Origin of the sequence: Thermoanaerobacterium sp. CMT5567-10, assembly GCF_030534315.2 — a bacterium.
GTDB lineage: Bacteria > Bacillota > Thermoanaerobacteria > Thermoanaerobacterales > Thermoanaerobacteraceae > Thermoanaerobacterium.
On sequence record NZ_CP130558.2, the window covers coordinates 2,810,511 to 2,824,956 of the forward strand.

Consider the following 14,446-nt stretch of genomic DNA (forward strand, 5'->3'; position numbering starts at 1 on the left):
TAGTGAATATGAAGTATCCCGTTGATTACAACATATTGATATCTGTTTTAGTCCTTGTTTCTATAGGAGTTGTAATGGTGTTTAGCGCAAGTTCTGCCAATGCTTACTATCAGTATCATGATTCTTTCTATTTTTTAAAAAGACAACTTCTATGGGCCATAATAGGTTTTTTTGCCATGACTTTTATGATGAATTTTGATTATCATAATTTGAAGAAATTGTCTGGCGTTTTATTAATATTGTCGATAATTTTGTTGATAGTTATATTACTGCCTGGTGTAGGAAGCACAAGGTACAACTCAACAAGATGGATTGAAATAGGTGGATTTACACTTCAACCATCAGAAATCGCGAAATATGCGATAATATTATTTTTCGCAAAATATTTTGATAAAAACCCAAGTTATGCAAAAAGTTTTAAAAAGGGAGTGCTGCCGGTACTTTTCATCGCTGGAATTTTCTTTTTGCTAATAATGAAACAACCTAATTTTAGCACGGCAGGAACGATATTTATTATATCGTTAATTATTTTGTTTGTAGCTGGTGCAAAATTATCTTTTATGGTGACACTGTTTGGGCTTGGAGGTTCTGCGGCATTAATTGTGGTGACTACTGTAAAATATATTAGGCAGAGGGTATTTACATTTTTAAATCCGTGGCAAGACATAAAAGAGCATGGATATCAGATTGTGCAGTCGTTGTATGCGTTAGGTTCTGGAGGACTTTTTGGAGTTGGTTTAGGTCGAAGCCGTCAGAAATTTATGTATTTACCTATGCCACAAAATGATTTTATTTTTTCAATAATAGGAGAAGAACTTGGGCTTATAGGAACAGCTTCTATATTGCTTTTGTTTTTGTATCTCATAATAAGGGGGCTTAGGGTTGCAGCAAAAGCGCCAGATGTCTTTGGGTGTCTAACTGCTACTGGGATAATAAGTGTAATTGGAGTTCAAACTTTAATAAATGTTGCAGTTGTCACTTCATCAATGCCTGCTACAGGTGTGTCCCTGCCGTTTATAAGCTATGGTGGAACATCGACAGTATTTATGATGGCAGCAATGGGCATATTGCTTAATATTTCACGTTATGCAAACATGGATAGGAGCTGATAAAATGAGATATTTGCTGACAGGCGGAGGCACCGGTGGACATATTTATCCAGCAGTAGCAATTGCAGATGAAATTAAAAGAAATGAAAAGGACGCAGAAATATTATTTGTTGGCACGGAGAAAGGACTTGAAAAAGAGTTAGTGCCGAAATCAGGATATGAGCTTAAAACTATAAGAGTGAAAGGCTTTAAACGGAAATTATCACTAGACACTTTAAGGACGATTAAAATTGCTTTTGATGGCTTAATAGATGCAAAGAAGATAATCAATGAATATAAGCCAGATATTGTAATTGGAACAGGAGGATATGTTTGTGGACCTGTGGTAATGATTGCAGCCCTTAAGCATATACCAACATTAATACACGAACAAAATGCCTTTCCTGGGCTTACAAACAGGGTACTTTCAAGGTTTGTAGACATTATTGCAACTGCTTTTGATGATTCAAAAAAATATTTTCGAGATAGAGACAATGTTTATGTAACTGGAAATCCTATAAGGATGGAGATATTAAATGCTAATAAAGTGCAAGCCCTTAAGAAATTTGAGTTAGAGCAGGGTAAAAAAGTGGTAGTTTCAGTTGGAGGTAGTAGAGGTGCTGCTAAAATAAACCAATATATGGTTGAATTAATAAAGCGTGCAGATGATGATTTTCAAATACTTATGATAACGGGAAAAAATCAATATGATACTGTAACAAAAATGATTAAAGATTACGATATAAAAATAGGAAAGAATATTAAGATAATTCCATATTGTTATGATATGGGTGATGTGTATGCAGTTGCGGATATAATGGTATGCAGAGCCGGTGCTATAACACTTGCTGAGCTATTGGCAACATCAACAGCATCAATTTTGATACCTTCCCCAAATGTTACACATAACCATCAAGAATATAATGCAAGAGTCCTTGAAAAGAATGGTGCTGCATTAGTTATTCTTGAGAGAGAATTAAATGGAGATATTTTATATGATAAAATATCATCAATCTTAAAAGATTCAGTTGTGCTAGAAAGGATGAAATCAAATGCAAAAAAACTTTCAAAAGTTGATGCTACAAAAGAAATATACAGGCTAATTAACGATTTAAAATAAGCTATTGTAACCTCCTGTAGCTAGGATGCATATTATGAAGTGTGCAGCTTAACAGGAGGTGATAGAATGGGATGAAGTATGTAATTGAAGGAGGAAATAGATTAAAAGGTGAATTACGGATAAACGGTGCAAAGAATTCTGTATTGCCGATACTTGCTGCAACATTATTGAATAAAGGTGTAAGTGTTTTACATTCATGTCCCAAATTGAAAGATGTGTATTCTATGATAGAAATATTGAGGCATTTAGGCTGTACTGTGGAATTTAATAACTCAGATATTATCGTTGATTCCAGCGGTGTTATAGATTATCACATCCCTGATAAGCTTATGAGAGCTATGAGGTCATCAATTTTTTTGATGGGAGCTTTAGTAGCAAGAAATAATATTGCCCAGATAAGTTTTCCTGGTGGATGTGATATCGGACATAGACCGATTGATTTGCATTTAAAAAGCTTAAGAAAGCTAGGCATATCTATAGGTGAATCATATGGTTATATTAACTGTAAATGCTCTTCAATAAGTGGCAGTGAGATACATTTGGATTTGCCCAGCGTTGGTGCTACAGAGAACATTATGCTGGCAGCGTCTATGGCAGATGGGACGACTGTTATAGGAAATGCGGCAAAAGAGCCAGAAATAGAGGATCTTCAAAACTTTTTAAATTCTATGGGTGCTAAGATTACTGGTGCAGGTACAAATACAATTGTTATACATGGTGTTAAAGAATTACATGACACCGAATATACGATAATACCCGATAGAATAGTAGCTGGAACGTATCTTATTGCATCTGCTATCACAAAAGGAGAACTAGTTCTCACAAATGTTGTAAAAAGACATATAGACTCACTTTTGTCTAAGCTTAATGAATGCGGATTTAAGATAATATCCGGCAATGACTTTATAAAGTTAGAACCGTGTGAAAGAGCAAAAGCTGTTGACATGATAATCACTCTTCCATATCCTGGATTTCCAACTGATTTACAGGCACAAATGGTTTCTCTTTTGTCGACGGCAGATGGGACATCAATAATTACAGAGACTATATTTGACAATAGGTTTAAGTACACAGAGGAACTGGTAAGAATGGGAGCAGATATAAAAGTGGATGGTCGTATTGCAGTAGTAAAAGGTGTCGAAAAGTTGACGGGGACAAATGTTTTAGCAAAGGATTTAAGAGGTGGAGCAGCGTTAGTCTTAGCAGGATTGGGTGCAGTTGGAACTACAATTGTAGAAGACATAGAACATATTGATAGGGGATATGAGGATTTTAGTGAGAACTTAAAAAATCTTGGTGCTAGCATAGAGAGAACTATGTAAAACAGCAGTGGCTGTTTTACATCACCTTAAAATTTGTACAAGCATATGATAGAGGCGATGTGTATGATGGAAAAAAGACAGTCCAGAATAAAAAAGAGATTTGGGATTTTGGTTTTTATTTTACTCATAATTGCAATTATATTATATATTATAGCTTTTAAATCATCTTTATTTGATGTAAAAAAAATAGATGTCTACGGGACAAAAACGATAGATAAAGATAACATAATTAAAATGTCAGGTATTGAGACAGGCAGCAATATTTTTAAAATTAATAAATCAATTGTCATTAAATCTATTATGAAAGACCCTTATGTAAAAGATGTATCGGTTAATATATTGTATCCATCAAAAGTGGAAATAAAAATTGATGAACGAAAGGTAGTTGCACAGTTAAACTACAAAAACAAGTATTTGTATATTGATACAGATTGTGTGGCAGTAGATCTGGGAGATTATAATGATAAACTTCCTTTGATAAAAGGTATTGATATAGAAAAATTTGAAATAGGTAGTAATATTAGCAAGATAAGTAATAATAAGGATATAGCAAAACTTTTGCCGTTAATATATAATAAAAATATATACAAGGCTATCACTGTCAATGGCTCAAAGATAACATTGGAGACGAAATCAGGAATAAATATAGTATTAGAAAATGTCGACGATCTCAGCTATTATATAAAGTTTTCTGAAAAAATACTAGATGACTTGGGAAAAAAAGGCTATTACAGTGGAAATGTTCTTATAGTTAGCGATGGAAACCCAGTTTATATGCCATAGGAAATGGAGGAAATGCTGTGAAAAAGAACTTTTTTATTTCTATTGCTTTTGTATGTATTGTTCTTGGAATAATGATATCAACACAATTTAAAAATGTAAAAAATAGTGATAATCTCACTGTACAGAGAGCCGAGGAACTTACGAATAAATTAAAGCAGGTCCAAAAGGAAAGGGATGAATTAAAAAACCAGATAAATGATTTAGAATCTAAGATATCAAGTTATGAAAATTCTGCGGCAAAAACTAGCACAGTTACAAAATCACTTAAGGATGACCTTGACAAATATAAAGAACTAGCCGGATTATCTGATGTTGAAGGTCCAGGAGTTATAGTTACTATAAATGATAGTGATAAACAGCTGCAGCCAGGCGATGATCAAAATTCTTTTCTAGTTCATGATGAAGATTTGCTGAATATAGTAAATGAACTGAGGGCTGCAGGAGCTGAAGCTATATCTATTAATGATCAGAGGTTAGTCGCAACGTCAGAAATTAGGATGATTGGAACTACTATGAATATAAATTCAGCCAGATTTACTGCTCCATATGTTGTAAAAGCTATTGGAAATCCAGATACACTTGAGGCTGCATTGAAACTAAAAGGTGGTATTGTTGATACATTGTTGAACTGGGGAATTCAAGTTAGCATAAAAAGGTCTGATAAATTGTTAGTGAAAAAGTATGATGGGGTTTTGACGTATAAATATGCGAAACCTTACGAAGGAGGGAATAATTAATGGCACTCATCATAGTTTTAAGTTTAGCTTTAGGACTTGCTATTGGATTTTTCCTGCCCATCAACTTACCTCCTGCTTATACATCGTATCTTTCTGTTGCTATATTAGCTGCGCTGGATTCTGTGTTTGGAGGAATTCGAGCCAGCCTTGAAAATAAATTTGATAACGCAATTTTTATATCAGGTTTTTTTGGAAATGCGATATTAGCAGCAGTTTTGGCATATATAGGCGATGTATTAGGTGTACCAATTTATTTAGCTGCTATATTTGCTTTTGGTAGCAGGTTATTTACCAATTTTGCGTACATAAGGAGATATATTTTGAATAACATTTCAAAAAAATAAGCTCCGAGGGGAGGAGAATTAATTGAATGAAATCATAACAGGGATTGATATCGGGACATCAAAGGTATGTACTATCATTGGACAATGTGATAAAAATGGTGAGCTTAGGATAATCGGCATTGGCATGTATCCATGTAATGGGATGAAAAAAGGAGTTGTTGTTGATATTGAGACAACTGCATTTTCCATCAAAAAATCGATCGAGCAGGCTGAAAGAATGGCTAATCAAAAAGTTACATCTGTGTATATAAAAATACCTGGTGGACTTACTGAAATATACAGAAACAAGGGTCTTGTTGCCGTAACTAGAGATGACAAAGAGATAACAAATCAAGATGTGGAAAGAGTTTTACAAGCAGCTAAGATAATGGCTTTACCATCTGATAAGCAGATAATAGAGCTTATTCCTATTGAGTACATAGTAGATGGTTATGGTGAAATAAAAGATCCTGTAGGTATGGCGGGAATTAGACTGGAAGTCGATGCAGCCATTGTAACAGGAAGCTTGACTGCTGTTCAGAATATGGAAAAGTGTGTTAAAAAAGCAGGATACAATATGTCTGGCATAATTGTAGAGCCACTGGCAACTGCAGAGGCCATAATGACGAAAGACGAAAAAGAGCTTGGTGCTGCATTGATTGATATAGGCGCAGGAGTAACTGATATAGCTGTATTTAAATCAGGTAATTTGGTATATACTGGTATGATACCTGTTGGAGGAAATCATATAACAAATGACTTGTCAATAGGGTTAAAGATTTCTTTTGAAGAAGCCGAAATTATAAAGAAGAAATACGGCTCTGTCGTGAAATTAGAAAACAATGATGAAACAGTAAAAATAGCAAATATTGCAAATCACAGTTCTCAAGATACTAGATTAAATGATATAATAGATATTATAGAAGCAAGGGTAAGCGAAATATTGACTATGGTATATGAGGAAATGAAAAGTTCTAACGTTATTGACCTTGTGTCGACAAATATTGTAATAACAGGAGGGGGAATAACTTTTATAAAAGGTAGTTTAGATTTAGCAGAAAGTATTTTAGGGAAAAATGTAAGATTAGGTTTGCCAAATGCAATCGGAGTATCTACACCAATTTATTCTGCATCAGTTGGAATTGTAAAATATGTCTATGCAAATCGGAAGTATTTATATAAAAAACAAGGTGAGACGCCAAAAGAAAAAAACAAAAAGAAAAATGGAGTATTCCTAAGAATAAAAGAATGGTTTAATGATTTTTGGATATGAGGAGGGTCTAATATGATAGGCATTGAAACAGATATGGAGCAATTTGCAAATATCAAAGTAATTGGCGTTGGTGGCGGTGGTGGAAATGCTGTAAACAGGATGATTGAGGCAGGGCTTAAAGGTGTCGAATTTATAGCAATCAATACGGATAAACAGGCACTTTACATGTCAAAAGCAGAGACAAAGATTCAGATAGGTGATAAACTGACTAAAGGACTTGGCGCAGGTGCAAACCCTGAAATTGGTAAAAAAGCAGCAGAAGAGACAAAAGACGAGATAGAAAAGATTATAAGTGGTGCAGATATGGTTTTTATAACCGCCGGCATGGGTGGTGGGACAGGGACAGGTGCTGCCCCTGTAGTTGCTGAAATAACGAAAGAATTGGGGATACTGACTGTTGGGGTAGTTACAAAACCATTTACATTTGAAGGCAGAAAAAGAATGGCACATGCGGAAATGGGAATCGGCGAGCTTAAAAAACATGTAGATGCACTTGTTACGATACCAAATGACAGGCTTTTGCAAGTAGCCGAGAAAAAGACTTCTATGTTAGATGCATTTAAAATAGCGGACGATGTGTTAAGACAAGGTGTCCAAGGCATTTCAGATTTGATTGCTGTACCTGGACTTGTAAATGTGGATTTTGCAGATGTTAAAACAATAATGATGGAGACGGGCCTTGCCCATATGGGAATTGGCATAGCGTCTGGTGAAAATAAAGCTACCGAAGCTGCAAAGCAAGCAGTTCAAAGCCCTCTCTTAGAGACGTCTATTGAAGGTGCAAGGGGAATATTATTAAATATTGCAGGTGGATCTAATCTTAGCATATTTGAAGTAAATGAAGCTGCAAACTACATATACGAAACTGCTGATCCTGATGCAAACATAATATTTGGTGCAGTAATCGATGAGAGTTTAGAAGATCAGATTAGAATTACTGTAATTGCAACAGGATTTGAAAAGAAATTTGAAGCAGAAAAGAAGCCTAAAATCGAAAAAGAAATTAAACAGCAAAATGAGGTAAAAGAGATAAATGAGGCTATTAAGTTTGACAATGATGACCTTGATATACCTACATTTTTAAGAAGAGGGAAAAAATAAAAAGATATACACCTTAATTGACTACAGATTAAGGTGTTTTTTTATGTCTAGACAATTACAATATATAACATTAAATGTTAAAATTCAATAAAAAAATATACATCAACGTAGATAACAGATGCCAAATTGTAACATTTTTATCGATAATTTTTTATTATAATAAGAATAAAGGGTTATTATTTGAATATATATAATTTAGATGGTTTATAATGTCAATTGGAGCTGGTCTACATGTACGTTGATGTTGTTTTTCTTGAAAACTTAATTATAAATTACATTATTTTATATCTTACAAAGAGATTTTCAAAATCGGAAGTCAGAAATATTCATTTATTTTTTTCATCTTTGTTAGGGGCATTATACGTTATTTTGATATTTTTTTCTTTACCTAATATAATTTATTCACTTCCTTTTAAAATAATAATATCGATTTTAATGATTATAATCACTTTTGGTTATAAAAAGTTGTACGAGTTCATAAAGATTATGAGTATTTTTTATCTGATTTCATTTATTGTTGGAGGAGCAGCATTTGCACTAATATATCTTGTCAATTTTGACTTAAAGCAAATCATAATTGGAGCACTATTCATATCCATTTTGTTAATTTATATTGGATGGGGGCATATCTCAAAAAAGAATTTAGAAAGCGATATTATTCATGTTATTCAAATTAACATAAACAATATAAAAAAGGATGTAAAAGCAATTTTAGATACTGGCAACACATTGCACGATCCTCTGTCAAATTATCCAGTTGTGATAGTTGAGTACAACGCATTAAAAGATTTACTACCAGAGGGAGTAAAAAACTTATTTGATAGAGGAAATATAAACGATATTTTTGAAATACCAAAAGTTGTAGATGACGACAGATGGCTTAAAAGATTTAGATTAGTGCCATACAATTCAATTGGAACTGATAGTGGCATGATGGTAGGATTTATACCTGATAATCTGATAATTGATGATAACAAAAAATCTTTTAAAAATGTGATTATAGGAATTTATTTAAAAAGGCTAAATACGACAGGTGATTATGAAGCACTTATTGGTTCTGAATTACTAATTTAATGGAGGGATATTAAGTGAAACTTAGAACTAAGATAAAAATAACTGTACAGCTAGCTGTAATAAAAATATTGACAAAGCTAAAAATAAGAGAATCAATTTTTTATGTTGGTGGCAGTGAGGCGTTGCCTCCACCGCTTTCGACAGAAGAAGAAATGTTTTTAATAGAAAAAATGGAATCGGGAGATAATGCTGCAAAAACAATGCTTATTGAAAGAAATTTGAGATTGGTTGTATACATTGCTAAAAAGTTTGAAAATACTGGTGTAGGCATAGAAGATTTGATATCAATTGGGACAATTGGACTTATTAAAGCAATAAATACTTTTAATCCTCATAAAAAGATAAAACTTGCCACTTACGCATCTAGGTGTATTGAAAATGAAATACTAATGTATCTTAGGAGGAATAGCAAGACGAGAATGGAAGTTTCATTTGATGAGCCATTAAATATCGATTGGGATGGCAATGAACTTCTTCTTTCAGATATACTAGGAACAGATAATGAAGTAGTATATAAAATGATAGAAGATGAAGTGGATAAACAATTGTTGAAGGCAGCACTAAAGAAGCTTTCAGAAAGGGAAAAAAAGATAATAGGTTTAAGATTTGGCCTTGGTGGTGGAGTAGAAATGACGCAGAAAGAAGTTGCCGATATGCTCGGTATATCTCAATCGTATATCTCACGTCTTGAAAAAAGGATTTTAAAAAGGTTAAAAAAAGAAATCAACAGACTTGTTTAATATTGAATAAAATTTGCTCTGCAGGTAATACTTAAAATTAACCAATACATTTGGAGGATGGGCATATGAACAACAAAGTAGAAATCTGCGGAGTAAATACTTCGAAATTACCTGTATTAAAAGGTGCAAAGCAAAAAGAACTGTTAATAAGAATGAAAAATGGCGATAAAAATGCTAGAGAAGAATTTATAAATGGGAATTTAAGACTTGTATTAAGCGTTATTCAAAGATTTAATAATCGTGGAGAATATGTAGATGACTTGTTTCAAGTTGGTTGTATAGGTTTGATTAAGGCTATTGATAATTTTGACCTTAATCAAAATGTAAAATTCTCAACATATGCAGTACCAATGATTATTGGTGAAATAAGGCGATATTTAAGAGACAATAATTCAATAAGGGTTAGCAGATCATTAAGGGATGTAGCATATAAAGCATTACAGATTAGAGATAAGCTGGTTAACGAAAATTCTAAAGAACCAACAGTAGGTGATATAGCGAAAGAACTTAATATACCTAGAGAAGAAGTTGTATTTGCTCTTGATGCAATACAGGATCCTGTTTCACTATTTGAGCCAATATATCACGATGGTGGTGACGCAATATACGTAATGGACCAAATCGGCGATGATAAAAATGTAGACGAAGTGTGGCTAGAACAAATAGCACTGAAGGAAGCAATAAAGAAATTAAATGACCGTGAAAAAATGATTTTAACAATGCGATTTTTTGAAGGAAAAACTCAGATGGAAGTCGCAAAAGAAATCGGTATTTCACAAGCACAAGTATCAAGACTTGAAAAATCAGCATTGACACATATGAGAAAATATATATGACTTGCCTTATGGCAAGTTTTTTCCATTGTAATTTAATAAAAATAAACACATATATATTATAATAATGCAAAATAAATTGAGGGGGGATCTATATGTTTAAGACATCAGATTTAAGAGATAAGGATGTAATTGATATTAATACTGGTAAAAGACTTGGCAATATCATTGACGTAGAAGTTAACTTGGAAGAGGGAAAAGTTGAAGGATTTATACTGCCTGGCGAAAGCAAAGGATTTAGACTGTTCGTAAAAGACATTGACATATACATACCATGGAAATCTGTAAAAAAAATTGGAGAAGATGTGATATTAGTTAGTATTGATGAAAATGTAACACAAGTTTGACTATTTACATCAATTTTATTATAATTTTATTAGCAAATGTCGATATAAAAAGTTTTTTGAACGGTTATGACGAAAGGAATGATTATATTTGAAATGTCCTTTTTGCGGTTATTTGGATTCAAAAGTTATTGATTCTCGCCCTACAGATGATTCTGCATCTATAAGGAGAAGAAGAGAATGCATAAAGTGCGGTAAAAGATTTACAACCTATGAGAAAGTTGAGCAAGTTCCGATTTTAGTTATAAAAAAAGATTTAAGCAGAGAAGCTTATGATAGAGATAAAATTTTAAAAGGTATGATAAAGGCATGTGAAAAAAGACCTGTTCCAATCAAAAAATTAGAAGATTTGGCGGATGAAATTGAAAGAGATATTTATAATTCTTATGAAAAGGAAATCACTTCGGCTCAAATTGGGGAGATGGTAATGGAAAAGCTAAAGAATGTTGATGAAGTGGCATATGTCAGGTTTGCATCAGTCTATAGACAATTTAAAGATATTAATACATTCATGGATGAGCTGAAAAAATTGCTAAATGATAACGAAGAGAGGAAATAGCCTTTTATTATTGTACATGTTTTGTACTTAGGAGGTGCAATTTTGGCACATACAATTCTTGTAATCGAAGATGAAGCACATATTCTAGAACTTTTAAGGTACAATCTAGAGGCACAAGGATATAATGTAATACTTACTGATAACGGCAAAGAAGGACTTGAAAAATGCAGAGAACTAAGTCCTGATCTGGTTCTTTTAGATTTAATGCTTCCGGATATAGATGGCATCGATATCTGTAAAAAGATAAAATCTGATGAACATCTTAAAAATATTCCGATTATAATGTTAACCGCAAAAAGTGAAGAATTTGATAAAATACTGGGCTTAGAGCTGGGAGCAGATGATTACATTACAAAACCATTTAGCATAAGAGAATTGCTGGCTAGGATAAAAGTTGTTTTAAGAAGATCAAAAAGTGAAACAGAAGATAATGAGATAATTAAATTCGGAGACATTACTATAGACACAGAAAAACACATAGTATATAAAGGTAACGAAATTCTTGACCTTACTTTGAAGGAGTTTGAACTGCTTAAACTTTTATCGAAAAATAGAGGGAAAGTTTTAACGCGTGATTATTTATTGGACAAGGTTTGGGGATATGAATATGCTGGTGAAACAAGAACGGTGGATGTCCATATAAGACATTTAAGAAAGAAAATAGAAGATGATGATAAGTTGCCTGTGTACATCGAAACTGTTAGAGGTATAGGCTACAAATTAAAAGATACAGGTGAAGGCAATGCTTAAAAAACTTTATTATAGCTATTTCATAATAAGTTTTCTTGGTATTTTGGTTACATCGTTTTTTTTTATTGAAAAAATAACAACCTTAAGGTTTTGGTGTGGAATAATTTTAGGACTTATTGTCAGCAATTTTTTTGGATATAGGTTTATAAAGGGCATTGTACAGCCTATAAATGAGATAACAGATGTTGCTAAAGAGATAACAAAGGGCAACTATGAGCACAGGATGGAAATCAAGTCAATCGATGAGATTGGTCAGTTATCTTCAGCAATAAACATTATGTCGGACAAGCTTCAAGAGACCATCGATGAGCTGTACGATAGGAATGCAAAACTTGAAGCTATTTTGAAAAGCCTTATAAATGGTGTTATAGCCTTTGATGAAAATGAAAAAATTTTATTAATAAATGATTCAGCAAGAGCAATATTGAATATAAAGGAAAGTTCTGTTGTTGGAAAGCACATATTAGACGTTGTAAGAAATACAAAATTTCATGATATTTTGGAAAAAATCATAAAGGATAAAGGATACAACATAGATAATTTAGAGATTAACACATTTAATAAATATCTCAAAATATATTCTAGTCCTATCGTTCACCAAGTCACACATAAAAAGTTAGGATTTGTTGTAATAATAAATGACATAACAGAGGTTAGAAAACTTGAAAAAATCAGAAGTGATTTTGTCGCAAATGTCTCACATGAGCTTAGGACACCTCTTACATCTATAAGAGGATTTATAGAAACTTTAAGAGAAGGAGCCATCGACAACGTAGAAGAGAGGGATAGGTTTCTTGAAATTATTGAGTTTGAAGCTGAGAGACTGACGAGACTTATAAATGATATATTGACATTGTCAGAAATAGAAAATTTAAAAGATGGATTTGTAAAAGAAGACATTGCCATTGATGACGAAGTGAATGAAATTTTTTACATTATGGAAAAAACTGCAAATGATAAAAGCATAAAGCTTGTAAAAGATTTAAACTGCAAAGGTGTGGTCATAAAAACGAGTAAAGACAGGCTAAGGCAGATGATAATTAATCTCGTCGATAATGGGATAAAATATACTCCAGAAGGCGGATACGTAAAAGTTACGACAATTGACAGAAAAGACAATGTGTTAATAGAAGTTAAAGACAGCGGAATAGGCATCTCAAAGGAGAATATTCCTAGACTGTTTGAGAGGTTTTACCGTGTTGATAAAGGAAGGTCAAGAAAATTAGGTGGTACTGGTCTTGGACTTGCAATAGTAAAGCATATAGTTGAATCAATGAAAGGATCTATTTCAGTGGAAAGCGAGATTGGAAAAGGTACAAAATTCACTATTGTTTTACCAAAGGAGCAAAAATAGTTTACAATTTAACATGATTTTAACATAGACTTAATAATGACTTTACAATGGGTTGTTACAATATACCTGAAAGAAAAATTTTGGAGGTGCTTTTATGTTAAAAAGTAAAGCGGTCAAAGTTTTGTTAGCTGTATTGATGATTGTCAGTGTGTTTGTTTTTTCTGCGTGCGGTTCAAATTCTAACAATGCAGGAAATAATACAGCAAATCAATCAAATGGTAGTCAGGATATTTCTGGTTCTGCAACAGCGGTTGGTTCTACGGCTTTACAGCCTTTGGTAGAACAAGCAGCAACATTATTTCACCAAAAATATCCTAATGCCACTATCAATGTCCAAGGCGGCGGTAGTGGTACAGGTTTAACACAAGTATCACAAGGTGCAGCAGATATAGGTAATTCAGATATATTTGCAGAAGAAAAATCAGGTATCGATGCTAAGTCATTAGTTGATCACAAGGTGGCAGTCGTTGGTTTTGCTGTCGTAGTCAATAAAGATGTGACTGTAGATAATCTGACACAGCAGCAATTAGTTGATATATTCACAGGAAAAATAAAAAATTGGAAAGATGTAGGCGGACAAGACGAACCGATAGTAGTAATTAATAGGCCTACAAGTTCTGGAACGAGGGCAACTTTTAAGAAAATCGTATTAGGCGGTCAAGATGAGGTACAAGGATTAGCATTGACAGAAGATGCATCAGGTACTGTTAGAAAGACGGTTGCTGAAAAGAAAGGTGCAATAAGTTATCTTGCATTCTCATATGTTGATGATTCTGTAAAAGCATTAAAATACAATGGTGTCGAGCCCACAAAGGAAAATGTCATAAATGGCAAATATCCAATAGCATCGTATGAGCACATGTATACTAAAGGTGAGCCCACTGGTGTTGTTAAAGCATTCTTAGACTTTATGATGTCTGACGAAGTCCAAAAAGGACCTGCAGAGAAACTTGGATTTATAAACATAAATGACATGAAAGTAACTTTAAAATAAAATACAAAAGAATAAGAATATTTGATAAGAGCTGGTATTTATACTAGCTCT

16 protein-coding genes are annotated in these 14,446 nt (G+C 33.1%); all 16 read left to right on the forward strand.

The window, feature by feature from the left end:
• Positions 1 to 2 precede the first annotated feature (2 nt).
• Complete coding sequence (gene spoVE, locus Q2T46_RS14345) at positions 3 to 1,109, forward strand: stage V sporulation protein E (RefSeq protein ID WP_311062276.1); 1,107 nt, start codon at positions 3 to 5, stop codon at positions 1,107 to 1,109.
• A 4-nt stretch (positions 1,110 to 1,113) separates the two neighbouring features.
• Positions 1,114 to 2,208: an undecaprenyldiphospho-muramoylpentapeptide beta-N-acetylglucosaminyltransferase gene (gene murG / locus Q2T46_RS14350; protein WP_303264931.1), complete on the forward strand. Its 1,095-nt coding sequence runs from the start codon at positions 1,114 to 1,116 to the stop codon at positions 2,206 to 2,208.
• A 71-nt stretch (positions 2,209 to 2,279) separates the two neighbouring features.
• The gene (gene murA, locus Q2T46_RS14355) at positions 2,280 to 3,530 is read left to right on the forward strand and encodes a UDP-N-acetylglucosamine 1-carboxyvinyltransferase (protein ID WP_303264930.1); all 1,251 of its coding nucleotides are present in this window, start codon (positions 2,280 to 2,282) and stop codon (positions 3,528 to 3,530) included.
• A gap of 63 nt (positions 3,531 to 3,593) precedes the next feature.
• On the forward strand, positions 3,594 to 4,313 hold the full coding sequence (locus Q2T46_RS14360) for a cell division protein FtsQ/DivIB (protein WP_303264929.1): 720 nt from the start codon (positions 3,594 to 3,596) through the stop codon (positions 4,311 to 4,313).
• Positions 4,314 to 4,330: 17 nt separating this feature from the next.
• On the forward strand, positions 4,331 to 5,050 hold the full coding sequence (locus Q2T46_RS14365) for a DUF881 domain-containing protein (protein WP_303264928.1): 720 nt from the start codon (positions 4,331 to 4,333) through the stop codon (positions 5,048 to 5,050).
• Positions 5,050 to 5,394, forward strand: a complete 345-nt coding sequence (locus tag Q2T46_RS14370; protein ID WP_192401826.1) for a small basic family protein — start codon at positions 5,050 to 5,052, stop codon at positions 5,392 to 5,394. The genes Q2T46_RS14365 and Q2T46_RS14370 overlap by 1 nt, the downstream gene beginning before the upstream one ends.
• Positions 5,395 to 5,416: 22 nt before the next feature.
• Positions 5,417 to 6,646 (forward strand): cell division protein FtsA, encoded by a 1,230-nt coding sequence (gene ftsA / locus Q2T46_RS14375; protein WP_303264927.1) that lies wholly within the window; start codon positions 5,417 to 5,419, stop codon positions 6,644 to 6,646.
• Between the two features lie 12 nt (positions 6,647 to 6,658).
• On the forward strand, positions 6,659 to 7,747 hold the full coding sequence (ftsZ, locus tag Q2T46_RS14380; RefSeq protein WP_303264926.1) for a cell division protein FtsZ: 1,089 nt from the start codon (positions 6,659 to 6,661) through the stop codon (positions 7,745 to 7,747).
• A 231-nt stretch (positions 7,748 to 7,978) separates the two neighbouring features.
• A complete protein-coding gene (gene spoIIGA, locus Q2T46_RS14385) occupies positions 7,979 to 8,821 on the forward strand; it encodes a sigma-E processing peptidase SpoIIGA (RefSeq protein ID WP_303264925.1) in 843 nt (280 codons plus the stop codon).
• Positions 8,822 to 8,835: 14 nt separating this feature from the next.
• Positions 8,836 to 9,561: an RNA polymerase sporulation sigma factor SigE gene (sigE, locus tag Q2T46_RS14390; protein WP_303264924.1), complete on the forward strand. Its 726-nt coding sequence runs from the start codon at positions 8,836 to 8,838 to the stop codon at positions 9,559 to 9,561.
• Positions 9,562 to 9,626: 65 nt separating this feature from the next.
• Positions 9,627 to 10,397 (forward strand): RNA polymerase sporulation sigma factor SigG, encoded by a 771-nt coding sequence (gene sigG, locus Q2T46_RS14395; protein WP_209453263.1) that lies wholly within the window; start codon positions 9,627 to 9,629, stop codon positions 10,395 to 10,397.
• Positions 10,398 to 10,489: 92 nt separating this feature from the next.
• Entirely contained in the window at positions 10,490 to 10,741 is a 252-nt protein-coding gene (locus Q2T46_RS14400; RefSeq protein ID WP_303264923.1) for a YlmC/YmxH family sporulation protein, read from the forward strand.
• An 88-nt stretch (positions 10,742 to 10,829) separates the two neighbouring features.
• Positions 10,830 to 11,297, forward strand: a complete 468-nt coding sequence (gene nrdR, locus Q2T46_RS14405) for a transcriptional regulator NrdR (RefSeq protein WP_209453261.1) — start codon at positions 10,830 to 10,832, stop codon at positions 11,295 to 11,297.
• A 42-nt stretch (positions 11,298 to 11,339) separates the two neighbouring features.
• Positions 11,340 to 12,047, forward strand: coding sequence for a response regulator transcription factor (locus Q2T46_RS14410; RefSeq protein WP_303264922.1), 708 nt, complete (start codon positions 11,340 to 11,342; stop codon positions 12,045 to 12,047).
• The gene (gene pnpS, locus Q2T46_RS14415) at positions 12,040 to 13,401 is read left to right on the forward strand and encodes a two-component system histidine kinase PnpS (RefSeq protein WP_303264921.1); all 1,362 of its coding nucleotides are present in this window, start codon (positions 12,040 to 12,042) and stop codon (positions 13,399 to 13,401) included. The genes Q2T46_RS14410 and pnpS overlap by 8 nt, the downstream gene beginning before the upstream one ends.
• Positions 13,402 to 13,495: 94 nt before the next feature.
• On the forward strand, positions 13,496 to 14,395 hold the full coding sequence (locus Q2T46_RS14420; protein ID WP_303264920.1) for a phosphate ABC transporter substrate-binding protein: 900 nt from the start codon (positions 13,496 to 13,498) through the stop codon (positions 14,393 to 14,395).
• Positions 14,396 to 14,446 lie beyond the last annotated feature (51 nt).